Source organism: Paenarthrobacter sp. NPDC058040 (assembly GCF_042885775.1).
GTDB lineage: Bacteria > Actinomycetota > Actinomycetes > Actinomycetales > Micrococcaceae > Arthrobacter.
Genome location: NZ_JBHVRN010000004.1, coordinates 231,284 through 257,844 on the forward strand (window position 1 = coordinate 231,284; position 26,561 = coordinate 257,844).

Below are 26,561 nucleotides of genomic sequence, written 5' to 3' on the forward strand. Positions count from 1 at the left end.
TGTCCACCGGTCTAGACCACATGCCCCTAAAAACGGGCTTTTCTGCATGACCTGGCTCACATTATTGGCTGGTTGAACGTTTTACTCTCGAATCGTCTCTTTAGGTATTGAATCTTGTACCTTGGATTCTTCCCTAGGCTGGATTTTACCGAAGCGGCTAGCAGCCCATATCTGCAGACTCACCGCCGGGCCAGCCACCCATGGCCCGCACCGCAGTTCTGTTCCTGCCATTCATCACGCCGTGGGTCCACGGCTAGCCTGAGGAGACAAAGACGTGTCCATCGAGACAACTGAAGCTACTGAAAACCTGGTTCTGACCGAAGAGGAAATCTTCACCGCCCACGAAGGCGGCAAGTTGACGGTTTCCAGCACGGTTCCCCTGAACGACAAGCGCGACCTTTCCATCGCGTACACCCCCGGCGTTGCGCAGGTCAGCCGCGCCATCCACGCCGACCCCAAGCTTGCCCGCACCCACACCTGGGCCGAGCGCCTTGTTGTTGTGGTTAGCGACGGCACCGCCGTACTGGGCCTTGGCAACATCGGCCCCAGCGCGTCCCTCCCCGTCATGGAGGGCAAGTCCGCCCTCTTCAAGACCTTCGGCGACCTCGACTCCATCCCGCTGGTGCTCAACACCACCGACGTTGACGAGATCATCGAGACCTTGGTGCGCCTCCGCCCGAGCTTCGGTGCCGTGAACCTCGAAGACATCTCTGCCCCGCGCTGCTTCGAACTCGAAGAGCGGCTCATCGAGGCCTTGGACGTCCCTGTCATGCACGACGACCAGCACGGCACCGCCGTCGTGGTTCTCGCAGCCCTGACCAACGCCGCCAAGGTGACCAACCGCGCCATCGAGGGCCTGAAGGTTGTTGTCTCCGGCGCCGGTGCCGCAGGCATCGCGATTGCCGAGATCCTCCTGGCAGTAGGCGTCAAGGACGTCGTCCTGCTCGACTCCAAGGGCGTCATCAATGCCGAACGCGCAGACCTCGTGGCTGATTCCGGCAGCGTCAAGGCCCGATTCGCCCAGCGCACCAACCCCCGCGGTGTCAGCGGCGGACCGGCCGAGGCACTCACCGGAGCGGACGTCTTCGTTGGCGTTTCATCCTCCAAGCTCGCCGAAGAGCACCTGGAGCTCATGAACGATCAGTCGATTGTCTTCGCACTGTCCAACCCGGACCCCGAAGTCCTGCCCGAGGTCGCCCGCAAGCACGCCGCCGTGGTAGCCACGGGCCGCAGCGACTTCCCGAACCAGATCAACAACGTCCTGGCCTTCCCGGGCATCTTCCGCGGTGCCCTGGATGCCGGTGCCCGCCGCATTACCTCGGAGATGAAGATCGCCGCCGCCCGTGCCATCGCCGAACTGGCCGAGGAAGACCTTTCCGCCGACTACATCGTTCCGAGCCCGCTGGATGCCCGCGTGGCACCGGCCGTCACCGCGGCAGTTGCCGCAGCCGTGACCAAGTAGCGGTCACCTGACGCAAGACCGACGACGGCGACCGTCCCGTGCTGGGGAGGGTCGCCGTCGTTCTTGTGTTAAGTCAGCTGCTGCCGTCAGGCTTTGGAGCCGCACCTAGACTGGGGCCATGAATGCCGAAGTGATCGTGACCATCCTGTGCGGCCTCGCGATCGCAGTGGGCGTTGCAGGCACCATCGTTCCTGTCTTGCCGGGGAGCATCCTTATTGGTGTGAGCCTTTTGGCGTGGGCGATTTGGGGCGGTGCGGGGACGCTCGGATGGGTGATCTTCGGTGTCGGGCTGGTGTTTGTCATTGCCGGAATGGCGGCCAGTGCCGTGTTGACCGGGCGCAAGATGAAGCAACACGGGATTCCCAACAGGTCGGTCCTGGTGGGAGTGCTCCTTGGCGTGGTGGGCATGTTCGTGATCCCGGTGGTCGGCCTCTTCGTGGGTTTCGCCGTCGGGCTGTTGCTGAGTGAAGTCCTCAGGACACGGAATTTCCCCTCCGCTGTCCGTTCAAGTGGCGCAGCACTCAAGGCCACCGGCATCGGCATCCTGGTGGAGTTCGGACTCGCGTGCGCGGCTGCGAGCACGTGGGTGATAGGCGTGTGGATCAACGCCGTCACCCCTTAAACCCCGCGCCGAGATGGCAAAAGATGACAATGTTGGGCGGCAACATTGTCATCTTTTGCCAACTCGGCGGAGGTGCTGGCGGCTCAGGTGAGCGCAGGGACCTTGACCTGGGCCGGGCGGAACGTGGCGCCGGCTCCCGGGAAGAGTGGAACGTCGATCCGGGCCAAGGAATGAACCTCCTGGACCGTGGCCGCGGTGTGTTGGGCGATCTCGGCCAGGGTGGTGACCCACATGCCGTCGAGTCCCTTTACCCGCTCAATCAACTGCTCCAGCGCGACTGCCCTGGACGGCCTTCCCGAAATGAAGGGATGGTTGGTGAGGATGAAGCAGCTACCCTGCGCATGGTGGGCCTCGGCTTCGAGGGTCCACATTTCCAGGGCCTTGGCGGGGCTCTCGATGACCCCGCTTCCGGTCACTCCGGGGTAGAAGCCGTACTGCTCCCAATCATCCAGCGCCCAGTCCACGGGAATCTCCACGATGTCCCTGGAGTCGCCGGCCTCCCGGGAGGCGCCGTCGGCCACGGCCAGGCGGTAGGGGGCGTCGCCGTCGAGCAGGCTTGAATCGTAAAGGAAGCCGCGGTCCGCAAGCAGTGCTGGAGTGTGCCAGTTGAGCTCCCACCATGGTGCCCGGTAGCCGAGCGGCCGGACGCCAGCCACTTTGTCCAAGGCTTCCAGGCCGCGGTCCAGGTAGCTGGCCTCGGTGGCGGCGTCGATGCCCTGCATGGGCTCGTGAAGGTAGCCGTGGTGGGCGATTTCGTGTCCGCCGTCGGCGATCCGGCGGACGATGTCCGGGTAGCTCTCTGCCGTGAAGCCCGGGATGAAGAACGAAGCCTTGATGTCCTGGCGATCCAGGATCTGCAGCAAGCGGGGCACGGCGATCTTGGGGCCGTACGATTGGTGGCTCATGAGCGACATGCGTCTGGTGCTGGCGGGGTCGTGGGCGATGGTGCAGGACTCGGCATCCACATCGAAGGTAAACGAGGCGGCGGCCGTGAAACCCTCGGGCCAGGTGATCGGGTGCAGGGAGTCCGCGAAGGCGGGCTGGTTCATGATGTGTCCTTCCGAGGAGCGGTTACGCTGCCGGTTCGGGTGTGGAGGCCGGGGCGGGCTGCGTGACGGAGACATGGTTGGAATCCGAGAGCAGGAATTTCCGGTGTGCCCGCGGGCCGAGGACGGCATAGGCGGCTGCGCTGGTCAGGCCGCCCGCGAGCCACGAGAGGTCCCAGCCGCCGAGGGCCACGGCTATCGGTCCCTGCATGATGGGGATCAGTCCGTACATGAACAGCCACGTGGCGAAGATGCCGACCAGCAGGGAGGTGATTCCGGCCCAGTTGACCACGGGGAGCCTGTGGGTGCCGATGCCGTCGAACAGACGTTCCACTTTGGCGGGCCAGCGCTTTTCGAGCCAGAAGTAATGCACCAGCATTACCCCGCCCCATGCGGCCACCCAGGCGACGAGCCCGATCAGCCAGGCGTCGAGCACCGCGGCGAAGTCCTCCTGGAAGATGAAGAAGACGACGGCGGCCAGCGAGAAGACGCCCACGAACAGGTTGAGTTTCCGCCGGCTGATGTTGATGTCCAGTGCCTGCGTGGCCACCGAGAACGTGTAGATGTTGAGGATGTTGGTGGCGATGGGGCCGTGCAGCACCATCAGGAGGACCGGCAGCGCCAGGACGCCGAAGTTCTGCACAATGAGCTTGCCTGGATCGATTTCACCGCTGTTGGTTGCCAGGCTGGCGCCGAGAATGCCGAGCCACACCACGGGGATGAACTGGCCAAGGACAGAGGCGAGGTACACCTTGCGCTTGGGCACGGAGGTGCTGACGAAGCGTGAGTAGTCCGCGGCGTACGTGAACCACGTGATGCCCCAGCCGATGCCGATCGCGGTCATGACGGCGCTCATGGCGGCGATCCGTTCCGAGCCCGTCAGGATGTTGCCGGCAGGTCCCGCGTAGCTCCAGTCGATCTTCATGCCGAACCACGCCACGGCGGACATGACCGCGAGGATGATGATGGTGGGCGGGACCGTCCAACGCTCGAAGGCCGCGATGGCCTTGTAGCCGAACCAGGCGATCGCCACCTGGGCCGCCATGATCGCGGTGGCCACGCCGATCTTCCAGCCGTGGTTGTGGGCGTTGGGGTCTACCCAGCCGAGCGTTCCGAAGAGCGCCATGACCAGGTCCAGGATGATCCAGGTGTTGACTGCGCACCAGCCGATGACCAGGAGGGCCTGGATCGCGGCGGGGAGGTAGTTGCCGCGCCGGCCGAAAGCCGCCCGGGCCAGCACCATGCCGGTGGCGCCTGTTTTTTGGCCCAGGAGGACGAAGCAGCCGAAGAGCAGCATGCCGATCAGGTTTCCCAGGACCAGGACAGTCACGGTGTCCGCGAAGCCAAGGCCAAGGTGGATTCCGAGGGCGCCGAGAACCCAGTTGATGGGGGCGAGGTTGGCGCCGGCCCAGATCCAGAATTGACCGGAGACGCGGCGGGTCCGGTCCGACTCGGGGATGGGCTGGAGCCAGGCTTCGCTGTCGTGGCCCGGCGCCGTTGCCGTACCCGACTGCGCCTGACCAGGGGTGGCTGGTTCTGAATGCGCGGGGGAGAGGTTGTCTTGCATGGGAGAGCCTCCGTGTGTGAAAGGGACACTCCCAGATTATGTGCGCCACATCACAGCAACAAGATACGATGTGTCTAACAGAATGAACAAACAAATGACGGAGTGTCATGTCCCTTGTGCTCGGCGAAGCGCTCGCCTACCAAAGTTTGAAGGCCGCAGACCCCTTGCTTCGCACTGACATCCCCGGCGCGCTTTCCCGTCCTGTCCGTTGGGTCCATTCCAGCGAGGTCCTGGACATCGCGCCCCTGCTCAGTGGCGGAGAGCTGCTCCTCAGCGGAGGGCAAGGCCTCGCGGACGTCACCCCCGAACGCCAGGCCGGGTATGTACGTGAACTGGCCGCGCGCGGAATTTCGGCCTTGGCCTTGGAGACCGGACCTGGGTTGCCGGAGGTCCCGGAAGCCATGCTGGAAGCCGCCCAGGCCGCCGGCCTGCCCGTCATCGAGCTGCGCAACGTGGTGCCCTTCGTTGGCGTCATGCAGGAGATCAACTCGCTGCTGGTCAGCGAATCGGTGGAACAACTCCAGCGCGGGGACCAGGCAAGCCATGCCATGGCCGCCGAACTCGCCCATGGCGGCGGACTCGATCAATTGCTCGCCGTCCTGGCGGAAAAGACGGGCGTCGGCGCAAGGCTGGTATCGCCGTCGGGCTTGACCTTGGGCGCGGCTGGACCTCTTTCAGCGGCCGACGGCGGCAGCGTCACCTTGGTGGACGTGCCGGTACGCGGCGTTTTGGCGGCCCGCCTTGAGCTGCATGTGCCCGACGGCGGCGATGGTGGCCTGGCGCGCGTGGCGGGCGAGAGGTCGGTGGACATTCTCGGACTGGCACTCATGCAACGCATGCCCCCGGGGTTGAAGGAACTGGCAGGAATCGAACTCATGCGGGCCATCAATTCGGGAAGCCAGTCCTGGCAGTTGCAGCAACTCGGACCCGCGTCAGGGTTCCCCGCGGACGGTGCCGTTGCCGCCGTCGTGATTCGCTCGACGGGCGCTGGGCACCTGCGCGCCGCAGTGGACGCGCTGCTGGACTCGTGCGTTCCGCACGGCGCGAGCTACGCGGACAACGCTGAGCTGATAGCGCTCGCGGCCCTTCCTGCCGATGCTGCGGCCGGCCGTGCGGCCCTCCTCGAAGGGCTGCGTTCCTTGGAGGCGCCGGCAGGCTCGGCGATTGCCGTGGGGCCGGTGGGTGCCGGGATCGACGAGGCCCCATGGTCTCTCGCGGAGGCGCGACGGACGCTGGGCCTGGCTTTCGCCGGGACGGGCGTCGCTGATGCCGAAGCCTTCGCGGTTGAGCTGCTCGCTGGGGAATCGCTGGACCGGGCCACGAGCGAACGTTTCGTGCAGCGGCAGTTGGGTGCCGTCGTCGAACATGACAAGCTCAGGCGCTCGGAACTCCTGGCGACGCTGACCGTGTGGCTGGATTCAGGCTGCAACACGGCCCAGGCGGCCCGGGAACTGCACTTGGAGCGCCAGTCCATGCACCACCGGCTGCAGCGGATCTTCGAACTGAGCGGGGGTGACCCGCGAGGTACCGGACGGCTGGTGGCGCTGCATGTGGCCACGCGGCTGGCGCGTCTGTAGGCCGGGGGTGGTGCTCCCGGATGCAGGGGTTCGTGCAGAATAATGTGAACGCTTACTTAGCTCTGGTTAATGTGAAAAGATTCAAGGAAATAGCGAATGGGCTCCCGGCCCAGCTGCCAAGAATCAGCCAGAGGAGGGCCCGTTTATGGAGAGCACGGCACTCTCGACCCGTGCCCTTGACTTGCTGCTTTTATTGCGCGGCAGCGAGCCCGAAGGCCTGGGCCGGGCGGACCAAGTGTCCTACCAAATCGAAACCGCCATCCTGATGGGCATCCTGACGGAGGGGGACCGGCTGCCCACGGAGTCGGTCCTGGCCGCCGAACTCGGTATTTCCCCGATTACCCTCCGGCAGTCCTTGGCCGCTCTCCGCACGAAGGGCCTGATCGAGACGAGCCGCGGGCGCAGCGGCGGCAGTGTGATACGTGGCCAGATCGAGCTCACGGACGGGCAACTCCAGCGGAAGCTCAAGGACGCCAGTACTGAATCGCTCCGCGACCTGGGCGATCTCGGTGCGGCGATTTCCTCCATGTCAGCCCGGCTGGCCGCGAGCCGTGCGGATGCGCAGAATGTGGCGCACCTCGAAGAGCTGGTGCAGAAGCATCGCGAAGCAAAGGATGAACGGACCCGGCGACGGCTGGACAGCCGCTTCCACGTGGCTGTCAGTGTGTCGGCGCAGTCAAGCCGGCTGACGTCGGCGTCGCTCCAACTCGAGGCTGAGATGATGACGCTCTGGTGGGGTCACGCGGAGGAAGCGGCCAGCCTGGACGAGCTGGTAGAGCAGCACCTGGCCATCATCGATGCGATCCGGAATCGTGATGCTGACAGGGCGGGAGCCGTTGCCGAGCGCCATTCCCGCACGGAAACCGAGTACCTGATAGCCCAGCACCTGAGATTGACGATGGAGTCTGACGGAAGTGCATGACGTGACGGCTGTACATGAAACCCTCCAGCGGACGGCGCAAGCGATCTCGTCCAGCGTGGGTGGGGTCTTCGCGGACCTTGAGAAGATCGCTTCCTCTGTTTCGGCTGTCGCCGAATCCGGGCAGGGAGTTCCGCGCCGGAGTGCGTACTCATTCCTTAAAGCGGATTTGGCATCCTTCATCAGCCGCCACTCCGCGCTCATTGTTGGGGCCGGGATTGCTTACGCGCCGGGAAGTCTCCCGGAAGCGCATCTTTGGCTGGAGTGGTGGCGTGCAGCGCAAGGCAGCGCCGAACCGCGCTTCGTGACCCACGACCTCAACTCGGAATCGCTGAACTACTACGACTACACCAGCCGGGAATGGTTCACGGCTCCCTCGGAGAGCGGCAACCCTATCGCGGTGGGGCCGTACGTGGACATTGGCGGCATCAACGTCAACATCATCACCCTGTGTGCACCCGCGCCAACGCCCCAGGGAACGCATGTCCTGGGCTGCGACCTGACGCTCGCCAAACTTGAGGGTGTCTTCCTGCGCGCCCTGCAGCTCAGGGATCCCTCCGTCATTCTCCTGGGCCCGAATGGGCGCGTCATTGCCTCGAACGACGCCCGGATCGCATCCGGCACCCTGCTCCTGCAAGAAGACATGGAGCGCATCGACATCTCGCTCGATATTCCTTCGGGTAGTCCCGCGAGGCTCCCGTGGAGACTGATCAGCCTGAAGAAGTAGCTTCCGCACCACCTGCCCGCCGGCGTTAAACGTCTGGCGGGCATTTTTTTACCCTCAAGACCTATTGCATTAATCATACAATGATGTATCTTTTATATGTGACCAGGCGCACAAGGCCTAGGGATGCACCTCATAGAAACCTCTCCAGAAACTGGCGGAACCGTTCTCCAGCTGCCGAGGAAGACAGCAAGGGTCCGCGCACCGTGATCCCCTGACAAGGAAGTTCAAGCTCATGAAAGACGTAGTTATTGTTGGCGGCGGTCTCGCTGGTCTCTCGGCAGCGTGGCGGTTGCGGCACTGGGACACGCTGGTGCTGGAGTCTGAGCACCGCGTTGGTGGCCGCATCCGCTCGGAACGCCGCGGGAACTACTGGTTGAACTGGGGCGGCCACGTCTTCGCCGGTGCCGGTTCTTCCACGGATTCGCTGCTCAACGAGGTTGGCGTCACGGCGGTCCAGATTCCCGGTTCGCTCCAGGCCCTGTCCATGAACGGCAAGTTCATCAAGCAGGGGCACATCGCCACCTACCCCTTCCGCATTCCGATGTCCCTGTCCTCCCGCATCGACACGTTGAAGGCGGGCATGAAGGTGGTCAGCGGAGTGGCCAAGTACACCGGCGTGGTCCGCAAGCGTGCGGGCGAATCCGGTGCCATGCGCCAGCAGCGCATCTACGACTTCGAGAACAACGCCTCCTTCCAGGACTTCATCGGCGACCTGTCCGAGGACGCCGCAGCCCTGTTCAAGACCACGGTCACCCGCTCGGCAGGCGACATGGACCAGATCTCGGCTGGCGCAGGCATTGGATACTTCAGCCTCGTGCTCGGAATCGGACAGGGCCTGAGCCAGGGAATCGTCGGTGGCCCGTCCACGCTGACGGAATCGATCGCAGCGGCGTTGGGTGATCGCGTCCAGTTGGGCGCCACTGTCAACGAGGTAGTCCACAAGCAGGAATCCGTAGTGGTCCGGTACACCCAGGGTGGTGTGGACCGTGAAGTGGAGGCCCGCACGGTGGTGCTCGCCACCACGGCCGATGTGTCCCACAAGGTGGGTGTGGACCTGCCCGAAGAACTCCGCGGCGCGCTGAGCCAGATCAAGTATGGCCCGCACGTGAGTACTGCCTTCCTGACCAACGAGACGTCCGCACGTCCTTGGGACGACATATACGCCATTGCGGCCCCCAAGCGTTCCTTTGCCATCGCGCTGAACCAGGCGAGCATCGTCCGTGGCACGGAAACCGTCCGCAAGCCCGGCGGCAGCTTCATGACGTTCTCGCCGGCGGCCCTGGGCAAGGCGCTGTTGGACAAGAGCGATGACGAGGTCATCAAGACCCACCTTGCCGACCTTGACCAGGTACTTGGCGGCGGCTTCGCCGACAGCGTGGTCGAGGCCCAGACAGACCGCTGGCGCGTCGCTTCCCCTTACTGCTTCCCGGGCCGGGCCAAGCTTCAGTCCACCTTGATGCGCGGCACCAACCGCGTCTTCCTGGCCGGCGACTACCTGGGCACGCTCTACACGGAAAGCTCCATCACCACCGGCTTCTCCGCCGCGCAGGAAGCAGCAAGCGTCCTTGCCACGCACCGCCAGGCACCCCCGGCAACGGGCCTTTCGGTTGTTGCCTGAGCACCCTGAACACCTAAAACACACGTACTGAAACGAGGAAAAACATGTCCAAGGAACTTCGCGGCGTCTTGACCGCCCTCTCCACCCCCTTCAACCAGGACGAGACGATCGACGTCGAAACCCTGCGCAAGATCGTTGACCGCTCCATCGAGGCCGGGGTCGACGGTGTTGTCGCTGCCGGTTCGACCGGCGAAGTCGGAGCGCTCTCCTCGGAGGAGCGGCTCCTCCTGATCAAGACCGTGATCGACCAGGCCAACGGCCGGGTTCCGGTCATCGCCAACACCGGCGCCACGTCAACGGCCGAAGCCATCCGCCTCTCCAAGGCCGCAGAGCAGTTGGGCGCCGACGTGCTCATGCTCATCACCCCGTACTACGAGCCGCTGACCCTGGAAGAGACCGTCACCTACATCAAGGACGTGGCCCGCTCGGTCACCATCCCGGTGATGCTCTACAACATCCCGCCGGTCACGGGCGTCAACCTGGATCCGGCGACTGTCCGCTCCTTGGCCGAGGAAGTGGAGAACATCCGCTACATCAAGGACTCCAGCGCCAACTGGGAGCAGGCCCTCCAGCTCATCCACCACCACAGCGACGTCATCGGCACGTTCATCGGTTGGGACGCCTACCTGTACAGCGCCCTCGTGGAAGGTGCGGCCGGCGTCATGGCGGGCACGGCGAACGTGGTTCCCGACGAGATCGTGGCGGTCACCCGCCGGATCAACGACGGCGACCTTGCCGGTGCGCTCGAGCTGTGGAAGGCCGTCTACCCGGTCATCGACGCCCTGCTCTCCTCACCGTTCATCCCCGCCGTCAAGGCAGGGCTGACCTTGCAGGGGCTCCCTGCGGGATCGCCGCGCCGCCCCACCGCAGACCTCGACGCCGACAGCCTCGCCAAGGTTGAGCAGGCGCTGGCCAAACTGGCCTCGATCAAGCAGAACATCGGATAACCCATGGCCGACTTCGACTTCACCGAGTTCCTGTCCAGCGTTTCCGACGCTATCTGGGCGCCCATGGCCTACGTGGTCCTGGGCCTCGGCATCGCCTATTCGGTAGCCACCAAGGGCATCCAGTTCCGACGAATCCCGGACATGCTGCGCCAGCTCAAGGAGACTGAACATGGCGATGGAGGGCTCTCCTCCTTCCAAGCCTTGGTCCTGGCGCTGGCAAGCCGGGTGGGCGTTGGCAGCATTGCCGGCGTGGCAACGGCGGTGAGCGCCGGCGGCCCCGGTGCCTTGGTATGGATGGCCATCACGGGCCTGGTGGGTTGCACGGTTGGCTACGCCGAAGCCGCGCTGTCCCAGGCCTTCAAGCGCCAGGTACTCGATGAGGACCGGCGCAAGGCCAACGAGGACATCGGTGGCATGCCGTACTACATCAAGTACGGGCTGAAGCTGCCGAAAGTCGGCGCGATCGTGGCCGTCCTGGGTGTGATCGGCTACGGCTTTGTGTTCCCGGGACTCCAGGTGAACACCATCGCAGCCAGCGCCGAGAAGGCGTTCAGCCTGCCCACGTGGGCTCCGGCCATCCTGGTCACTGTGTTGATCGGCCTGGTGATCATCGGCGGCACCACCCGCGTGGTCAAGGTGACCCAGGGCCTGGTGCCGGTACTTGCCATCGGCTACCTCCTCCTGGCGCTGACTGTCATCGCCATCAACGTGGACAAGGTTCCCGAAGCTGTTGTCCTGATCTTCCAGTCGGCCGTAGGCATCCACCCTGTCCTTGGCGGCATTGCCGGCGCGGCTGTTGCGTGGGGCGTCCGCCGGGCGGTCTTCGCCTCCTCCAACGGCTTGGGCGAGGCCACGTTCGCGGCTGCTGCTGCCCGCACGTCCCACCCCGGGAAGCAGGGCTTGGTCCAGACCTTCAGCATCTACATCGATGTGCTGCTGATCTGCATGGCCACGGGCCTCATGATGGTGGTATCGGGGAAGTACAACGTCAGCGACAGCGCTGGTGGGTTCCTCGTGAACAACATTCCGGGAGTCCCCGTTGGCGCCAACTGGGTCCAGGAGGCCATCGACACGATGCTCCCGGGCTGGGGCGCCGGCTTCGTCGCCGTCGCGGTTTTGCTGTTCGGCTTCACCTGCCTGCTGGCCTACTTCTACGTGGCCAACTCCAACCTTCTCTACTTGCTGGACGGCCGGACCGGAACCGCTTGGAAGAACGTCCTGAAGATCGGAACCATGGCCATCGTGTTCATCGGATCCGTCGTCAACGCCAAACTCATGTGGGCCGCAGGTGACATCGGGCTCGGCCTCATCGCCTGGGTCAACCTCATCTGCCTGGTCTTCCTGTTCCCCTTGGTCCGCAAGATCTACCGGGACTACGAGCGTCAACGGAAGCTCGGCCTCGATCCCACCTTCGACCCGAAGGCGCTGGGCATCGAAGGGGCCGACTTTTGGGAACACCAGAACGAAAAGTCCGCCGCCGCCGTCGTCAAATAGCCCCATCGCAAAGGAACTGAGCACACCATGACAACCACAGAAACGTCCCCGTTCACTGTCCGTCGCGACGGATCCCTTCCAGCGCCGCAACTTCCGCCCTTTGGGCAGTTCATCGGCGGCAGCTTCGTGCCCTCCACCTCGGACGAGACGGTCGACGTCGTCAACCCGGCTACCGAGGAAACCATCACCAGGGTGCCGGCCGGCTCCCTGGAAGACGTCGACGCCGCCGTGGCGGCTGCCGTCGCGGCGAAGGCGGAGTGGGCGGCCAAGACCCCGAAGGACCGCTCCGCGGTGCTGCTTCGGATCGCGGACATCGTTGAGGAGAACCGGGAAATCCTGGAGAACCTCGAAGCTGCGAACACCGGTAAGACTGCCGCCGTCGCCGAAGACGACATCTCCAGCGCTATCGACACGTTCCGGTTCTCGGCCGGTGCTGCCCGTGCCTTTACCACGCTCGGTGCCGACGACTACGCGGAAAACCACACCTCCGTGGTGTTCCGTGAGCCCGTCGGCGTGGTGGGTGTGATCACTCCATGGAACTACCCGCTGCTCATGGCTGTCTGGAAGATCGCGCCCATCCTGGCCGCAGGAAACACGCTGGTCCTCAAGCCCTCGGAGCAGACGCCGCTGACAACCCTGAAGCTCGCTGCACTGATCGCAGGCGAGGTTCCTGCCGGCGTCGTCAATATTGTCACCGGCCCCGGCCGGGTGGTGGGCAACCGCCTGTCCGAGCATCCCGACGTCGATCTCGTGGCCATCACCGGCAGCGTGGGAAGCGGACAGAAGGTGGCCGCGAATGCCGCGTCGACGGTCAAGCGGGTCCACCTGGAACTGGGCGGCAAGGCGCCGGTGGTTATTTTCGACGACGCCGACCTGCAGGCAGCTGCCGAAGGCGTCCGCTCGGGTGGGTTCTGGAACGCCGGCCAGGAGTGCGGCGCTGCTTGCCGCGTGCTGGTGCACGAATCCGTTGCAGAGAAGTTCACGGAGCTCCTGGTCAACGAAATCAGTGCCATTACCGTTGGTGCGCCGGGTTCGGACGCCGAAATCGGGTCCATGATCTCCAAGTCGCACTACGAGCGCGTCCTCGCCGCTCTGGAGGACATCCGCAGGGAGGGCCACACCATCGCAGTTGGCGGCAACGCCTTGGAGGGACCGGGCTACTTCATCGAACCGACCGTGGTGACCGATGTCCCCGCAGGAGCCCCGATCACCTACACCGAGATCTTTGGGCCGGTGGTGTCCGTGGAGACGTTCAGTACCGACGAGGAAGCCATCACGCGTGCCAATGAGACGGTGTACGGACTCGCGGCATCAGTGTGGACCAAGGATGCTTCGCGGTCCCTTTCCGTTCCGCGTCGCCTCGACTTTGGCACCGTGTGGGTCAATTCCCACCTGGTGATCGCCAACGAGGTTCCGTGGGGTGGATTCAAGGGTTCGGGCTACGGCCGCGACCTTTCCATCTACGCCCTGGAGGACTTCTCCCGCACCAAGCACGTGATGTACAACCGCGGCTGATTTCTTTTCTGGCTCAAGAGGGCGCGCACTCCGGAACTGTCCGGGGTGCGCGCTTTTTTGAGTTCGGAGGGCTTTAGGCGGACAACTGGAACAGTGCGCTGGTGGGGCGCGCGATCGTCGCGTCGTCGGTTGTTGCGTTCACTGTCATCAAGATCGCGGGTGCGATCTACCTTGCCTACCTGGGCATCCAAGCCATTCGACACCGGCACCACCATGCGCACGCCGCTTCGCGCGCACCAGCATCCTCGTGGAAACTCCTTCGACAGGGTTTCATCGTCGGAGTCTCCAACCCAAAAACCATCGCGTTCTTCGTAGCTGTCCTTCCGCAATTCGTCGATCCCGGCGCTGGTGCGGTCTACGCCCAGTTGCTGCTCCTCGGACTCATCTTCCAGGCTCTCGCCCTTGCCTGCGACAGTGTGTGGGCCCTCGCCGCCGGAACAGCGCGTGATTGGTTTGCCAAGTCACCGCGCCGGATCTCTACGCTCTCCGGAGCCGGCGGCGTCATGATGATCGGGCTCGGCGGAACGCTTGCGCTGGCCGGCTCGAAGAGCTGACGCCCTGGGTCCGCGACCGACGCTGAACAAAAGGAACGACGCCGGGTGGTAGCCCGGCGTCGTTCCTTTTGTTTTGTTTGGGGTGCTGCTGTCAGAGCAGGCTGGGTTCTCCCGGCTCGCCGACGGCGGGGTCGATGCCGTACTTTTCGAGGATCTTCTTGATGGTGCCGTTTTCGCGGAGCTTCTTGATGTCCTCGTCCAGTGCCTGGCCGAGCTCGGTGTTGTCCAGGCTTGAAGGCAGCATGACCTGGCCTACTGAAGCGAACTGGGGGACGTTTGCATTCGGTTTCACGTCAACCACAGTGGCACCTTCAATGGGGGCGTCCTTGAAGCGGTACTTGGCCGAGGCCGAGGATGCGACGAGGGCGTCGATGCGGCCGGCCTTGAGGTCGCCGTAGATCGATTCGTCGTCCTGGTAGATCTTGAAGTTGTCGCCAAGCCACTTCTGCATGCTGTCGTTCCACAGGTTGCCCGCGACGGAACCGATCTTCTTGCCTTGGAGGTCGTCGCTGGTGAGGCCGGTCTTGGACACGATGGCCTGCGGGTCGCTCCAGAGCGGGGTGCTCAGGTAGACGATCTTTGTCCGTTCCTTGGTGCGGAGCCAGTTGCCGGATCCGATGTCCACGCGCTTGGACTGCACGGACGGGATGACTGCTCCTGCGCCTCCGGAGGTGCTGACGGTGACCTTGAGGCATTCGAGCTTGGCGATCTCGCCGATGAGGTCACCCTCCATACCGGTCACGGCGTCTCCGTTGAGGATGGTTGCCGGGGCGTAGTCGTAGCTGGCGACGGTGAGCTCGCCCTGCGTGAGGGTTTTGAGGTCCTTGTGGGCGGGGGTGCAGTCGCCGGAGCCGGCGGAGGCGTCTCCGCTGCCGCCGCAGGCAGCAAGGGAGAGTGCGACCAGGCCGGCGGCGGTGCCGGCCGAAAGTGCGCGCACGAGGGTACGGGTTGATCGCGACATGGTGTCTCTTTCTTTATGGAGGGGTTTGTCCCCGAGGTGGTGGAACGGGTTTTAGTTGCGTTGGAGGTGGCGGCCGAGGCGTTGTTCGAGGAGTTTGATGGCTGCGAGGAAGATGAGGGTGAGGGTGCCGTAGATGATGGCGGTGAGGGTGTAGACGGAGAGGTATTCGAAGGTGATGGAGCCGATTTCGAAGGCTTTGGACATGAGTTCGGGGACGGCGATGACGAACGCGAGTGCGGAGCCTTGGAAGACGAGGACGGCGAGGCCTGCCAGGGGTGGGGTGGAGATGCGGAGGGCTTGGGGGAGGATGATGTGCCGGAATCCGGTCCAGCCACGGAGCCCGGTGGTGAGGGCTGCTTCTTTTTGGCCTTGGGGGACGGAGTTGATGCCTGCGCGGAAGTATTCGGAGGCGTAGGCGCCGGTGTTCCAGGTCAGGGCGATGATCGCGGTGGTGAGGGAGGTCAGGGTGATGCCGGCGTCGGGGAGGCTGAAGTAGAGCAGATAGAGCAGCACCAGGGCTGGGAGGCCGCGGCCGATTTCGACGAAGAGGAAGGAGATCCAGCGCAGGGGCGCGGGTTTGGCTTCGGCGAGGACGGCCAAGAGGAGTCCGAAGGGGAAGCCGAAGAGCAGGGAGAGCCCGGTGAGTTGGAGGCTGACAGCCAGGCCGGGGGTGAGGTTGGGCATCCAGCCGAGCCATTGGTTGATGAGGTCCATTTAGAGGACTCCGATCTTGCGGCGGAGTGTGAGGTCCACGCGTCGGGCGATGAGGGCAACGACGAGGCTGATGATGATGTAGAGCGCGCCGGCGACGACGAAGGAGAGCAGGCCTTCGTGGGTTTGTTTCGCGCTTTGTTGGGCGTAGTAGGTGATTTCGCGGACGCCGATGGTGGAGGCCAGGGCGGAGTCTTTCAGGAGTCCGATGCCGTAGGTGGCGATCGCGGGCAGTGCGACGCGGAACGCTTGGGGTGTGATGACGTGCGCCACCGTGGTGATGGAGGACATGCCGAGGGCGTGGGCTGCCTCGCGTTGGCCATCGGGGATGCTCAACAAACCGGAGCGGTAGATTTCGGCCATGAACGCTGAGGCGATGATGGAGAAGCCGATGATGGCTGCCTGGATGGTGGTCAGGCGGAGGGCGTATTGGGGCAGGCCGAAGTAGATCAGGAACAGCCAGGTGATCGGGGGGATGACCCGGACGATGTTGATGTACAGGGACGCCGCGGTGCGGATGATGGCGATGGGGGAGCGGGCTGCGCCGACCAGGACGAGGCCGATGAGTCCGCCAAGCAGGAGCGAGGCTCCGGTGACGTAGAGGGTTTGGCCGACGCCTTGGGCGATGGAGGCCAGCAGTTGGGTAATCATGGCTCGGTTACCGGTCCAGGACGGCTTTGAGGAACTGGCGGGTGCGGTCGTTGGCTGGTTGGGTCATGACTTGTTCGCTGGGCCCGATTTCCAGGACGCCGCCGTTGCCCATGACCATGATGCGGTCCGAGACGTCGCGGGCGAAGTGCATTTCGTGGGTGACCACGAGCATGGTCATGCCTTCGTCGGCGAGGTCGCGCATGACGGCGAGGACTTCGAGGCCGATTTCGGGGTCCAGGGCCGAGGTGGGTTCGTCGAAGAGCATGACTTTCGGGGACAGGGCTAGGGCCCGGGCGATCGCGATGCGTTGCTGCTGCCCGCCCGAGAGCCGTGCCGGGTATGCCTTCGCCTTATCCGGGAGGCCGACCCTTTTCAGGAGGCGGTTGGCGACTTCCTCGGCCTGTTCCTTGGACGAACCCAGCACCTTTCGTTGGGGGAGGGTGATGTTTTCCATCACGGTCAGGTGCGGGAACAGGTTGAAGCTCTGGAACACCATCCCCGTGACGCGGCGGAGGTGGTCCAGGCTGGCCTTGTCCGGAAGTTTCGCCCCACCGGCCACGACGCGGGCGCCGCCGATGGAGATGGTGCCCTCGGACGGGGTCTCGAGGTAGTTCAGGCACCGCAGGAACGTGGACTTACCCGCGCCGGAGGGTCCGATGATCGAAACCACCTCTCCTTCGGCCATGGACAGGTCCACGTCCTTCAGGACCTGGATCACTCCGTACTTCTTGCCAAGCCCGGCCACCTCCACCTCGCCAGTGAGAGCAGTAGGGGGAGCTTTGGTGCCAAAACTTAAGCCCATTGTTGGTTCCTTCGATTAGCTGACTCGTGTGGCCGGATGCAGGCCTTTTCCCGATCCGTTTCCCGCGGTGCGTGGTGGCGGTGGTTCGGTGTGAAGTGGACCGCAAATGCCTGTGGTCCTGATCACATCTAAAGAATACATTATTGAATGATTAATGCAATAGGTTCTGCGTGAGATTTCCGGATGAGGACACCAGAGGGGAAATTTCGCTCAGGATTGCCTGGCTGACCCGTTTGGCCTCGGCGTAGGCCCCGTGTGTTCCGGCCGTCTCCGAGGAGTAGTCACCGGCAAAATGCAGGGTGCCGTTCACCGGTTCCTGCAGTGCAGGAAGCGCTGCGGCCCGCGTGGGGGTCAGCAGGGAGAAGCAGTGCTCCCACGACAGGATTTCGGCGCCGATGATGTGTCCGCGCAACTGCGGTGCAACCGTCAGGAACTCCTCGAGCCAGTGTTCGAGGACGCCCGAAGAGGGGTCGTTGGCCTCCTTGAGGTAGCCGGCCGTATTCCCGTAGCAGACGAACTGGGCGGTACCGTCCCCGCGCCCGGGCCTCGGGTTGATTATCACGTCGAAGACCCGCCCTGCCGCCGCAACGAAGGCCCAATCGTCAATGTTGGCAAGCTCCGGAGAACTGATGTCCACCACCACTCCGAGTTCGGTCGAGCCTGGAGTCTGCACTGCGTTCAGGGCTTCACGCTTCCATTGCGGCAGCTGGACCATGTCGGCGATCCTGGGGGCTGGCACTGCCATGATGACGTGCTTGGCGGTCACCTGGCCCCTGCCGGCGTGGGAATCAGTGACGTTGAGCATCCAGGTCTCTTCGGCACTCTGGCTCAGGGAGTCCACACGGTGATGCAAGCGCACCTCTGTGGTCTGGAGGGCATTGGCCAGCGCCGCGGGAATGGCCTGCATGCCTCCCGTGGAGACCATCCTGTTTTTCTTCTCAAGCACCAGGTAGCTGGCGAAGTACCGCAGGGCGTACGTTGCGCTGAGGTCCGACGGCGGCGCGACAGATCCGCCGCGGATGGCGGCTGTGAGGATCTCCTGGACGTCAAGGGGGAGATCGTCGATGCGGGATTGGGCGGACTCGTCGCCAAAGCTTGGGGAAGCCGGCCGAAGCTGGCCGTCCACGGTGTTCTCGAAATACTCCGAGCTTGCCCGTTCGATGAACTTCCGCAGGCCCTCCCGGGACTCTTCCGGGAGCGGCAGCTGCTGCACCAGGCGGTTGTTGTCTGCCGAGACAACTGTCTCTCCGTTGACGTGGATTCCGAAAGTGGTGGGTTCGAACGGGACCAGTGGTACGCCCAGTTCGACGGCCAAGTCATGCGAAGCCGTGCCCGAGTAGACGAACATGGCGCCCACGTTGACCGGTTCGCCGTTGATGTCCACCGTCTTTGCCCGCCCGCCGAGCCTGCCGGTTTCCTCCAGCAGGACTACTCTCTGGCCGGCATGCTCGAGGTTGTAGGCGGCTGCCAGCCCTGCAGGGCCTCCACCAATAACGGCGACATCGTACATTTGCTCTCCTTGGGAAGGGGTGGGTGTGCGCGCCGGAGCTGGTCCTGCCGGAGCTTCGGTCTCCATGATTGGCCGCGGCTTTTGTGAAGTGAATACCTCAGCACAGAAGCTGTACGAGATTGAGTCTTTGAGTCAGTTCCCACCCTTGCCTAGACTTGCCGCATGGCGGGTGCAAGCGATCGGGTTGAGCTCAAACGTGCTGTCCTGACGGCGCCGCTCTGGATGCAGTCCACCAAGAGTTCCAGCCGCCAAGTGGCCGAGGCAGTGGGCGTGAGCCAATCGTTCGTTGCCCGGACTTGGCGGGACGCCTCGCGGTCCGACCGTTTGGTTGAGTCGATCAGTGCCCTGCTGGGCGAACGCCAGATGGTCCTGGTTGGCTTCGCCGTGGGACCTAACGGATCTTGCCTGGTGCTGAGCCCCGTCCGCGCAGCCCGCGTGCGGTATCCCGCGGGGCTCTCCACCAACAGCAGGAGACGGGTACGCGCGATGCTTGCCGCCGACCTGCTTCGGAGTTCGTTCAATGACGGAGACGGCGGCGGAAAGGACGGGGAATTGTGGTCGCTGCTGGCCTCCAACGGCCATGGCCTTGACGACGCCATCATCCTGGCCAGCGGTGACTTTGCACTTCCTCCAGGACGTGAACCCACGTTGCGAATCAGCGATGCGTGGCAGTGGCAAAAGCTTGTGGCGGCCCTGGACATGCTCCCGGAAGTGCCCACTGGGGAACATCTGGCGGACCTCGAGTGGCGCATCCGCCGCTGGTACCACGGTGGGCGGACTCCCTTCGCATGGACCGTGGACCGGAAGCACACAACCAGCGCGGAAGCACGCTTGATGGACGCCGACGAGCCTTGGACCGTTCTGGCGGAGGACATCCTTGCTGCAATCCGCCAAGGGCTGGTGGACGGAACCTTCTCCGGGGAAAGCGAAATATCGCTGGGCAAACTGAGCCGCCTGTTGGGGGCACCAGTGAGGGAGGTGCGGTCTGCCATCCGGGCACTCACCGAAGACGGTTTGGTCACTGCTGCCAGGTCCGATTCAGTGGTGGTCCGGGTACCCACGCTGGATGATGTCTCGGAAACCTACATGGCGCGTCGTGCATTGGGGGCCATTGTGGTCCGGGCGGCCAGTCGATGGAGTCCGGAGGCCCGTTCCCGCGTCAGGAAACACCTCGAAGAACTGGAGGACAGCGTCCGCCGCAATGATGTGGCGCGGGCCCACCACCTGGACATGGACTTCCAGATCGCCCTGTTCGAGTCCTCCGGCCTGAACCGGATACCGGCCATCATGGAGACCCTCACCAAGCAGGCGTTCATGCATTTCGCCGTCCTCGGGGCCAGATATGCGTTCTCGCCCAAGAAAATCCTGGAGCAAAACACCGCGATCTTCGAGGCGATAGATGCCGCTGATCTCCGTGCAGCGACGGTGAGTTGGCAGTCCAAGATGGAAGATGGACTGGGTTACATCGCCCAGCACATCTCAGCGATGAACCGGCAGAGGTCCAAGCTCCCATAAACGCCAAATCGCGGGTCCACTGCCCAGCACGCCGTTGCGGAACGGCGAAGGAGCAGCGGACCCGCGAAGTCGTCCGTACCAAGATCGGACGAGGCCCGCACGCAGGCGGGGAAGCAAGGCCCTACTTCAACACGATCGTCCTGTTCCCATTCAGGATGATCCGCCCTTCGCAGTGCCAACGAACGGCGTTGCTGAGGGCCTTGCATTCCGTGTCCCGACCGGCGGCTACGAGATCGTCCGGTCCGAACGTGTGGTCCACCTCCACTACCTGCTGCGAGATGATCGGTCCTTCATCGAGCTCGCCGTTGACGTAGTGCGCTGTAGCGCCCACGGTCTTGACGCCTCGTGCATAAGCCTGGTGGTACGGCTTGGCGCCCTTGAAGCTCGGAAGGAACGAGTGGTGGATGTTGATGGCCCGGCCGTCCAGCTTCCGGGCAAGGTCGTCGCTGAGCACCTGCATGTAACGGGCCAGCACTACGAGTTCCACGTCGAGCTCGTCGATGAGTTCCAGCAGGCGGGCCTCGGCGGCAGGCTTGGTGGCAGCCGTAACAGGGACGTGGAAATACGGGATGCCGTGCCACTCGGCGAGTCCCCGGTGGTCGAGGTGGTTGGACACCACGCCCACCACGTCGATGGGAAGTTCGCCGATGCGCGCCCGGAACAGGAGGTCGTTCAGGCAGTGCCCGAATTTGGAAACCATGATCAAAACGCGGCGCTTGTACCCCTGGCGTTCCAGCTGCCAGTTCATGCCGTACTTCTCGCCCACCGGGGCAAAGGAGGCCCTCAGCGCATCCACGGTGGATTCATCGCCGGTGGAGGCGAAGTGCACCCGCATGAAGAAGTGTCCCTCGGCACGGTCACCGAACTGCTTGTTGTCGATGATGTCGCAGCCGTGCTCCAGCAGGAACCCGGAGACCGCGTGCACGATGCCGGGGCCTTCGGGGCAGTCCAGGGTGAGCACGTGCTCCACGGCGGTCTCCGCACCGGAAGGAACGGCGGTCTCGGATTGAATGGCAGTCATGGTCAGCACTCCACTACGTTGACGGCGAGGCCTCCACGGGAGGTCTCTTTGTATTTGGATTTCATGTCGGCACCGGTCTCCCGCATGGTCTTGATGGCTTTGTCCAGCGAAACCTTGTGGCTGCCGTCGCCGTGCAGGGCAAGGCGGGCGGCGTTTATCGCCTTGACGCTGGCGATCGCATTCCGCTCGATGCACGGGATCTGCACCAGCCCACCGACGGGGTCGCAGGTCAGGCCCAGGTTGTGCTCGATCCCCACCTCGGCTGCGTTCTCCACTTGTTCCGGAGTTCCGCCCAAGACCTCGCACAGGCCTGCGGCAGCCATGGAACAGGCCGAACCGACCTCGCCTTGGCAGCCGACCTCGGCGCCGGAGATCGACGCGTTGATTTTGAACAGAATCCCGACGGCGGCCGCCGCCAGCAGGAAGCGCACGACGCCGTCGTCGTTCGCCCCGGGAACAAACTTGGTGTAATAGTGCAGCACGGCGGGGACGATGCCGGCTGCGCCGTTGGTGGGTGCCGTGACGATGCGGCCACCAGCCGCGTTCTCCTCGTTGACCGCAAGGGCAAACAAGTTCACCCATTCCATGGCGAGGAGGGGATCGCTGCTGTTGGTGGCGTCGGCTTCAGCCAGCTTCTTGAACAACGACGGCGCCCGGCGCTTGACCTTCAAGCCTCCCGGCAGGATTCCCTCGGCAGAGCAGCCGTTGTCCACGCATTCGCGCATGACGGCCCAGATCCCCAGAAGCCGCTCACGGAGCTCTTCCTCTGACCGCCACACCAGCTCATTGGCCAGCATGATGTCCGAGATGGACTTGCCCTCGCGCTTGCAGATCGCAACCAGCTCATCGCCCGAGCTGAAGGGGTAGGGAAGAACAGTGGTGTCCGGAACCACCTTGTCCGTAGCGGAGGCGTCGCCGTCCACCACGAAACCGCCGCCGATGGAGTAGTAGCTCCGCTCCCGCAGCACCGCCCCGGTGTGGTCGAGTGCCCGGAACGTCATGCCGTTGGGGTGGGCCGGGAGGGACTTGCGGCGGTGCAGGACCACATCTTCGTCCCAGTTGAAGTCCACCCGGTGGTTCCCGCCCAGGCGCAGTTCGGCGTCCAGGGCCGCGGCGGCCACTTGGTCGTCCGCGGTGCGGGTGTCCACGGTTTCGGGGGAGTGGCCCTGCAAACCCAGGACCACCGCCTTGTCCGAGCCGTGGCCCCGGCCAGTGGCGCCCAGGGAGCCGAAAAGCTCAGCCTGGACGCGCACTGTGGCCGGGAGTTGGCCGGACGATTCAAGACCGTCCGTGAACTGCTTCGCCGCCCGCATCGGGCCCACCGTGTGTGAAGACGAGGGCCCGATGCCAACGGAAAACAGGTCGAGCACGCTAAGTGCCATTACGGAACCTCAGGCGACGCGTACTCCCGCATGGAATCGAGGAGCCAGCGACCCAGGTAATCGGCGAATGAGGCACGCGGGAAGATCCGGAAAGTCTCCTCGTCGGTCTTCCAGAGGACCACCGGAATGTGCCCGATCTCGGTAGACAGGGCGGTGCCTGCCTTGAGGACGCGCGGGTGGAGGTCCAGTGCGCAGCTCTTCTCCAGGACTGCCCGTGCACGGCTGCCCGAGAGTTCGAACGTGGTGCGGTTGGCCGAGAGGTCCACTACCTGGCCGGAGTCTGTGCCCAGCGCGGACGTCAGCTCGGAAACCAAGGACCCGCCCAGGGAATCGTGGGACTCTTCGGGAGCAATGACCAGGAACTCGGTGGGGCCAAGCCACACGGTGCTGATGGCTCCCGAGGTGACCACCTCACCGCTCGTGGCAGGCAAGCCGCCGGTCACGGACGCAACCCGGGCACCGGCGTCGGACGTCCTGTCCACCCGGATGCCCACCTGCGCCTGGTAGGGGATTTCCTTCAGCGTGACCGAGCCGGCCACGGATCCGGAGACAAAGGCGTCGGCCAGGTGCTGTGCCGGGCTGCGCCGGGCCTCACGCACGCGGTCAACATTCACGGTTTCTGCGGGAGTTGCTGTCTCAGCCATCTTTGCGGGTCCCTTCAGCATCGAAAAGTACGGTTTCGCCAACAACCACGTCCACCAGCTGGTCTCCGAGGGAGGCCACCAGGGTTTCACCGATGCGGTTGCGGCCGTTTTGGATCAGCGCCAGGCCGAAGGAACGGCCCAGGGCGGCGCTGTGGTAGCTCGAGGTCACGAAGCCTTCCATGGGAACGGGGCCGTTTGCCGGGTTGACGGCGATGCCCTTCTCCACGAGCTGGGTGCCTTCGGGCAGCTTCAGCGAGTGGTCCACGGGGAGGACGCTCACCAGGTGCTTGCGGTCCTCGCGCTTGGAGTCTTCGCGCAGGTAGGAACGCTTGCCGATGAAGTCCTTGGCCTTGGAAACAATCCACTCCATGCCGGCATCCTGCGGGGTGACCGTGCCATCGGTGTCCTGCCCGACGATCGGGTAGCCCTTTTCGGCGCGGAGGACGTGCATGGTTTCCGTGCCGTACGGGGTGATGTTGAACTCGGCACCTGCGGCAGCAACGGCTTCCCAAGTGTTGAGTCCGTACCAGGACGGAACGTTGATTTCGTAGGCCAGTTCACCGGAGAAGGAGATCCGGCAGACGCGGGCCTGCACGCCGGAGGCGAGTGTGGTCTCACGGAAGGTCATGAACGGGAAGTTCTCTGCCTCGAGTCCACCGTTTTCGGCCAGTTGAGGAGCCACCTTGGCGATCACTGCGCGGGACTTGGGACCGACGACGGCGATGGTGCTCCACTGCTCCGTGACGGAGGTGAAGACCACGTCCAGTTCGGGCCACTCCGTTTGGTGCCACTCTTCGAGCCAGTCCAGCACCTTGGCTGCGCCGCTGGTGGTGGTGGTCATGAAGTAGGTGTCCTCGTCCAGGCGCAGGGTCACGCCGTCGTCAAAGATCATGCCGTCCAGCGTGCACATCACACCGTAGCGGGCCGAGCCGGGAGCAAGCTTCTTGAACGCGTTGGTGTACACACGGTTCAGGAACTCGCCGGAGTCCTTGCCACGGATTTCGATCTTGCCGAGCGTGGTGGCGTCCATGAAGCCCACGGAGTCGCGGACTGCGGCGCACTCGCGGAGTACCGCGGTGTCCATGTCCTCGCCGGCCTGCGGGTAGTACCAGGGGCGCTTCCACTGTCCGACGTCTTCGAACAGGGCACCCTGGGCAACGTGCCATGGGTGGATCGAGGTGACGCGGGCGGGGTCGAACAGCTCGCCGCGCTGGCGTCCGGCCAGGGCTGCGAAGGCAACCGGGGTGAACGGCGCGCGGTACGCGGTGGTGCCGATCTCGCCGATGCCCGGAACAGCGTCCGCGCCGCCGAACTTGAGGGCTGCGGCGATGACGCCGATTGCGTTGACGCCGGAGGTCTTGCCCTGGTCGTTTGCGGTGCTGATGGAGGTGTACCGCTTGACGTGTTCCACGGACCGCATGCCCGCACCGGTGGAGCGGAGGACGTCGGCCACGGACTGGTCGCGCTGGAAGTCCACGAAGTGGTTGTGCCACTCACCCGGTTCACCGGTCTGGCCCGGAACCAGCCACAGCTGGCGGGTCGGGGCGCTCGCCACGGGGGCGTTGACCTCGGACGGAGTCACTGCGGATTCGAAACCGGCTGCGATGGACGCTGCCGCTCCGGCCGAGATGCCTTCCGCGAGGACGTCCTGCAGTTCGTAGCTGCCACGGCCTGAGCCCACAACCTGCTGCTCGCGGACCACGGTGGAGGGGATGAACGCTGCGAGCTCGTCGTCCCAACGCAGTTTGCCCTGGCGCTGGCTGTGGAGGTGGACCACGGGGCTCCAGCCACCGGAAACAGCGAGGACATCGGCGGCGATCTGCTCGACGCCCGAGGTGAGTTCGCCGTCGTCGTTGATGCTGCGGACGGTGACGCCGCTCAGGCGGCCCTTCTCATCTGCGCTGGTATCGGCAACGGCGCTGCCGATCAGCACACGGACGCCGGATTCGACGGCGGCTGCGGCCTTTTCGCTGATCTGCGCACGGGCATCGACGACGGCGGCCACCGGCACGCCCGCTGCCTGCAGGTCTGCGGCGAGCAGGTAGGCGGAGTCGTTGGTGGTGCTGATGACGACGCGCGAACCGACGGCGACGGCGTAGCGGTTGAGGTAGGTGCGTACGGCCGAGGCGAGCATGATGCCCGGGCGGTCGTTGTTCTCGAAGACCAGCGGACGCTCGTGCGCACCCGGTGCCAGTACCACCTGTGCAGCACGGATGTGCCAAATACGGGTGCGGGAGACACCGGGAGCTGCAGGAACGCTCAGGTGGTCCGTGCGGTTCTGGGCTGCGATGACGTAGTTGGAGTCGTAGGAACCGAAGGCCGTAGTGCGGTGCAGCACCGTGCATTCCTCGGCGGAGACCAGCTCGGCTTCGACGTCGGCAACCCACTCCAGGGCGGGCTTGCCTTCGATGTCCTCTGCCAGTCCCTCCGCTGTGGAACCGGAGAGGATGGAACCGCCGAGTTCAGGCTGGTCGTCGATCAGGATGACGCGGGCACCGGTGCGGACTGCTTCACGGGCAGCTGCCAAACCGGCAACGCCGCCGCCGACCACCAGGACGTCGGTGTGGACGTATTTCTTGTCGTACTCTGCCTTGTCTTCGGCCGGGTCAAGCTTGCCCAGGCCGGACAGGAGTTCGATGTTCTGCCCATCCACCAGCGAAACAGCCGTGGCGGGGAGCATGGATTCGGCTACGTGGCCAGGGAAGCGGGCCGCGATCTTGACCAGCGCGTTCGGCTCCTCGACGCCTGCTGCGACGATGCCGCGGGGGCGGTCCTCATAGAGGGAGTTGCCGGCGTTGATGTGGCCGTTGGCAAGGAGGGCCGAAGCAATGGTGTCGCCGGGGTGGCCAACGAATTCCTGGCCATCCACGGTGAACCGCCAGGTGATGCTGCGGTCGATGCGGCCGCCTGTGGCGAGGCGGGCGTTCTGGCTGGTCACTTCTGGGCTCCTTCCGGGGAGGTGGTAGTGGTGGGGGCGCCGGGTGCGAGGCCGGGTCCGCCGGCTTGGCCTGCCGCGCTTTGGTCAGCGAGGTTCGGCCGCGGTGAGCCCATCGCGTAGATGGAGTGGATGTCGTAGCTCACGGTGTCCCGGAGCATGTTGAACCACTGGCGGCAACCTGTGCTGTGGACCCAGCGCTCAGCGTAGGTGCCCTTGGTGTTCTCGCGGTAGAACAGGTATTCAGCCCATTCCCGGTCCGAGAGGTCGTTCGGGTTTTCCGGGTAGGGGACGTGTGCCTGGCCGCCGTAGTGGAATTCGGTCTCGTCGCGTGGCCCGCAGTTGGGGCATGAAATAAGGAGCATGTCCGGCCTTCCTGTC

General features: G+C 64.4%; 22 protein-coding genes and 1 pseudogene. 11 read left to right on the top strand and 12 right to left on the bottom strand.

All coding sequences use genetic code 11. The features are described 5' to 3' along the window. Positions 1-274: 274 nt before the first annotated feature. Both ACFVSJ_RS07340 and ACFVSJ_RS07345 read left to right on the top strand, forming a co-directional pair. Positions 275-1,462, top strand: coding sequence for an NADP-dependent malic enzyme (locus ACFVSJ_RS07340; RefSeq protein WP_387435518.1), 1,188 nt, complete (start codon positions 275-277; stop codon positions 1,460-1,462). 118 nt (positions 1,463-1,580) lie between these two features. Further along, positions 1,581-2,084: a DUF456 domain-containing protein gene (locus ACFVSJ_RS07345; RefSeq protein ID WP_387435519.1), complete on the top strand. Its 504-nt coding sequence runs from the start codon at positions 1,581-1,583 to the stop codon at positions 2,082-2,084. A gap of 83 nt (positions 2,085-2,167) precedes the next feature. Here ACFVSJ_RS07345 and ACFVSJ_RS07350 read toward each other — a convergent pair whose 3' ends face one another. Together ACFVSJ_RS07350 and ACFVSJ_RS07355 are read right to left on the bottom strand one after the other, a co-directional pair. Beyond that, on the bottom strand, positions 2,168-3,133 hold the full coding sequence (locus ACFVSJ_RS07350) for a polysaccharide deacetylase (RefSeq protein WP_387435521.1): 966 nt from the start codon (positions 3,131-3,133) through the stop codon (positions 2,168-2,170). A gap of 22 nt (positions 3,134-3,155) precedes the next feature. Beyond that, positions 3,156-4,697 carry a purine-cytosine permease family protein gene (locus ACFVSJ_RS07355; protein WP_387435522.1) on the bottom strand — a complete coding sequence of 514 codons (1,542 nt, stop codon included), beginning with the start codon at positions 4,695-4,697 and terminating at the stop codon, positions 3,156-3,158. A 107-nt stretch (positions 4,698-4,804) separates the two neighbouring features. Between ACFVSJ_RS07355 and ACFVSJ_RS07360 the strand changes: the two genes are divergently transcribed. The 8 genes and pseudogenes from ACFVSJ_RS07360 to ACFVSJ_RS07395 all read left to right on the top strand — a co-directional run. Continuing rightward, the gene (locus ACFVSJ_RS07360; protein ID WP_387435524.1) at positions 4,805-6,274 is read left to right on the top strand and encodes a PucR family transcriptional regulator; all 1,470 of its coding nucleotides are present in this window, start codon (positions 4,805-4,807) and stop codon (positions 6,272-6,274) included. A 145-nt stretch (positions 6,275-6,419) separates the two neighbouring features. Continuing rightward, positions 6,420-7,196 carry a FadR/GntR family transcriptional regulator gene (locus tag ACFVSJ_RS07365; protein ID WP_387435525.1) on the top strand — a complete coding sequence of 259 codons (777 nt, stop codon included), beginning with the start codon at positions 6,420-6,422 and terminating at the stop codon, positions 7,194-7,196. Between the two features lies 1 nt (position 7,197). Continuing rightward, positions 7,198-7,920: a cache domain-containing protein gene (locus ACFVSJ_RS07370; protein WP_387435526.1), complete on the top strand. Its 723-nt coding sequence runs from the start codon at positions 7,198-7,200 to the stop codon at positions 7,918-7,920. A 232-nt stretch (positions 7,921-8,152) separates the two neighbouring features. Further along, the gene (locus ACFVSJ_RS07375) at positions 8,153-9,538 is read left to right on the top strand and encodes a protoporphyrinogen/coproporphyrinogen oxidase (protein ID WP_387435527.1); all 1,386 of its coding nucleotides are present in this window, start codon (positions 8,153-8,155) and stop codon (positions 9,536-9,538) included. A 44-nt stretch (positions 9,539-9,582) separates the two neighbouring features. Continuing rightward, complete coding sequence (gene dapA, locus ACFVSJ_RS07380; RefSeq protein ID WP_387435528.1) at positions 9,583-10,485, top strand: 4-hydroxy-tetrahydrodipicolinate synthase; 903 nt, start codon at positions 9,583-9,585, stop codon at positions 10,483-10,485. Positions 10,486-10,488: 3 nt separating this feature from the next. Continuing rightward, entirely contained in the window at positions 10,489-11,979 is a 1,491-nt protein-coding gene (locus ACFVSJ_RS07385; RefSeq protein WP_387435530.1) for an alanine/glycine:cation symporter family protein, read from the top strand. A 27-nt stretch (positions 11,980-12,006) separates the two neighbouring features. After that, a complete protein-coding gene (locus ACFVSJ_RS07390; protein ID WP_387435531.1) occupies positions 12,007-13,494 on the top strand; it encodes an aldehyde dehydrogenase family protein in 1,488 nt (495 codons plus the stop codon). Between the two features lie 110 nt (positions 13,495-13,604). Further along, a pseudogene (locus tag ACFVSJ_RS07395) lies at positions 13,605-14,048 on the top strand (LysE family translocator); the annotation flags it as partial. Positions 14,049-14,139: 91 nt separating this feature from the next. Here ACFVSJ_RS07395 and ACFVSJ_RS07400 read toward each other — a convergent pair. The 5 genes from ACFVSJ_RS07400 to ACFVSJ_RS07420 all read right to left on the bottom strand — a co-directional run bounded on the left by ACFVSJ_RS07400 (position 14,140) and on the right by ACFVSJ_RS07420 (position 18,683). After that, positions 14,140-15,009, bottom strand: a complete 870-nt coding sequence (locus ACFVSJ_RS07400; RefSeq protein ID WP_387435532.1) for a substrate-binding periplasmic protein — start codon at positions 15,007-15,009, stop codon at positions 14,140-14,142. Positions 15,010-15,060: 51 nt separating this feature from the next. Beyond that, positions 15,061-15,723, bottom strand: a complete 663-nt coding sequence (locus ACFVSJ_RS07405) for an amino acid ABC transporter permease (RefSeq protein ID WP_387435533.1) — start codon at positions 15,721-15,723, stop codon at positions 15,061-15,063. Continuing rightward, positions 15,724-16,371: an amino acid ABC transporter permease gene (locus ACFVSJ_RS07410; RefSeq protein ID WP_387435535.1), complete on the bottom strand. Its 648-nt coding sequence runs from the start codon at positions 16,369-16,371 to the stop codon at positions 15,724-15,726. It abuts the gene before it with no gap. Positions 16,372-16,378: 7 nt separating this feature from the next. Further along, positions 16,379-17,173: an amino acid ABC transporter ATP-binding protein gene (locus tag ACFVSJ_RS07415; protein WP_387435536.1), complete on the bottom strand. Its 795-nt coding sequence runs from the start codon at positions 17,171-17,173 to the stop codon at positions 16,379-16,381. A gap of 151 nt (positions 17,174-17,324) precedes the next feature. Next, positions 17,325-18,683, bottom strand: a complete 1,359-nt coding sequence (locus ACFVSJ_RS07420) for a flavin monoamine oxidase family protein (RefSeq protein WP_387435537.1) — start codon at positions 18,681-18,683, stop codon at positions 17,325-17,327. A gap of 162 nt (positions 18,684-18,845) precedes the next feature. Between ACFVSJ_RS07420 and ACFVSJ_RS07425 the strand changes: the two genes are divergently transcribed. Continuing rightward, entirely contained in the window at positions 18,846-20,198 is a 1,353-nt protein-coding gene (locus ACFVSJ_RS07425; protein WP_387435538.1) for a GntR family transcriptional regulator, read from the top strand. A gap of 121 nt (positions 20,199-20,319) precedes the next feature. Here the strand turns inward: ACFVSJ_RS07425 and purU are convergent, their stop codons facing one another. Genes purU through ACFVSJ_RS07450 form a run of 5 tightly spaced genes read right to left on the bottom strand, consistent with a single transcriptional unit; the run spans position 20,320 to position 26,545 of the window. Then, positions 20,320-21,219 (bottom strand): formyltetrahydrofolate deformylase, encoded by a 900-nt coding sequence (gene purU, locus ACFVSJ_RS07430; RefSeq protein WP_387435540.1) that lies wholly within the window; start codon positions 21,217-21,219, stop codon positions 20,320-20,322. Positions 21,220-21,221: 2 nt separating this feature from the next. Next, on the bottom strand, positions 21,222-22,601 hold the full coding sequence (locus ACFVSJ_RS07435; protein ID WP_387435542.1) for an L-serine ammonia-lyase: 1,380 nt from the start codon (positions 22,599-22,601) through the stop codon (positions 21,222-21,224). Further along, a complete protein-coding gene (locus tag ACFVSJ_RS07440; RefSeq protein ID WP_387435543.1) occupies positions 22,601-23,245 on the bottom strand; it encodes a sarcosine oxidase subunit gamma in 645 nt (214 codons plus the stop codon). Before ACFVSJ_RS07440 ends, ACFVSJ_RS07435 begins: the two co-directional genes overlap by 1 nt. Beyond that, a complete protein-coding gene (locus ACFVSJ_RS07445) occupies positions 23,238-26,183 on the bottom strand; it encodes a 2Fe-2S iron-sulfur cluster-binding protein (RefSeq protein WP_387435544.1) in 2,946 nt (981 codons plus the stop codon). The genes ACFVSJ_RS07440 and ACFVSJ_RS07445 overlap by 8 nt, the downstream gene beginning before the upstream one ends. Next, a complete protein-coding gene (locus ACFVSJ_RS07450) occupies positions 26,180-26,545 on the bottom strand; it encodes a sarcosine oxidase subunit delta (protein ID WP_387435546.1) in 366 nt (121 codons plus the stop codon). The genes ACFVSJ_RS07445 and ACFVSJ_RS07450 overlap by 4 nt, the downstream gene beginning before the upstream one ends. Positions 26,546-26,561 lie beyond the last annotated feature (16 nt).

Coding starts and splice junctions, on each gene's coding strand:
- ACFVSJ_RS07345 (WP_387435519.1), top strand. CDS start 1,581: ATGAATGCCGAAGTGATCGTGACCATCCTGTGCGGCCTCGCGATCGCA.
- ACFVSJ_RS07350 (WP_387435521.1), bottom strand. CDS start 3,133: ATGAACCAGCCCGCCTTCGCGGACTCCCTGCACCCGATCACCTGGCCC.
- ACFVSJ_RS07355 (WP_387435522.1), bottom strand. CDS start 4,697: ATGCAAGACAACCTCTCCCCCGCGCATTCAGAACCAGCCACCCCTGGT.
- ACFVSJ_RS07360 (WP_387435524.1), top strand. CDS start 4,805: ATGTCCCTTGTGCTCGGCGAAGCGCTCGCCTACCAAAGTTTGAAGGCC.
- ACFVSJ_RS07365 (WP_387435525.1), top strand. CDS start 6,420: ATGGAGAGCACGGCACTCTCGACCCGTGCCCTTGACTTGCTGCTTTTA.
- ACFVSJ_RS07375 (WP_387435527.1), top strand. CDS start 8,153: ATGAAAGACGTAGTTATTGTTGGCGGCGGTCTCGCTGGTCTCTCGGCA.
- dapA (WP_387435528.1), top strand. CDS start 9,583: ATGTCCAAGGAACTTCGCGGCGTCTTGACCGCCCTCTCCACCCCCTTC.
- ACFVSJ_RS07385 (WP_387435530.1), top strand. CDS start 10,489: ATGGCCGACTTCGACTTCACCGAGTTCCTGTCCAGCGTTTCCGACGCT.
- ACFVSJ_RS07390 (WP_387435531.1), top strand. CDS start 12,007: ATGACAACCACAGAAACGTCCCCGTTCACTGTCCGTCGCGACGGATCC.
- ACFVSJ_RS07400 (WP_387435532.1), bottom strand. CDS start 15,009: ATGTCGCGATCAACCCGTACCCTCGTGCGCGCACTTTCGGCCGGCACC.
- ACFVSJ_RS07405 (WP_387435533.1), bottom strand. CDS start 15,723: ATGGACCTCATCAACCAATGGCTCGGCTGGATGCCCAACCTCACCCCC.
- ACFVSJ_RS07410 (WP_387435535.1), bottom strand. CDS start 16,371: ATGATTACCCAACTGCTGGCCTCCATCGCCCAAGGCGTCGGCCAAACC.
- ACFVSJ_RS07415 (WP_387435536.1), bottom strand. CDS start 17,173: ATGGGCTTAAGTTTTGGCACCAAAGCTCCCCCTACTGCTCTCACTGGC.
- ACFVSJ_RS07420 (WP_387435537.1), bottom strand. CDS start 18,683: ATGTACGATGTCGCCGTTATTGGTGGAGGCCCTGCAGGGCTGGCAGCC.
- ACFVSJ_RS07425 (WP_387435538.1), top strand. CDS start 18,846: ATGGCGGGTGCAAGCGATCGGGTTGAGCTCAAACGTGCTGTCCTGACG.
- purU (WP_387435540.1), bottom strand. CDS start 21,219: ATGACTGCCATTCAATCCGAGACCGCCGTTCCTTCCGGTGCGGAGACC.
- ACFVSJ_RS07435 (WP_387435542.1), bottom strand. CDS start 22,601: ATGGCACTTAGCGTGCTCGACCTGTTTTCCGTTGGCATCGGGCCCTCG.
- ACFVSJ_RS07440 (WP_387435543.1), bottom strand. CDS start 23,245: ATGGCTGAGACAGCAACTCCCGCAGAAACCGTGAATGTTGACCGCGTG.
- ACFVSJ_RS07450 (WP_387435546.1), bottom strand. CDS start 26,545: ATGCTCCTTATTTCATGCCCCAACTGCGGGCCACGCGACGAGACCGAA.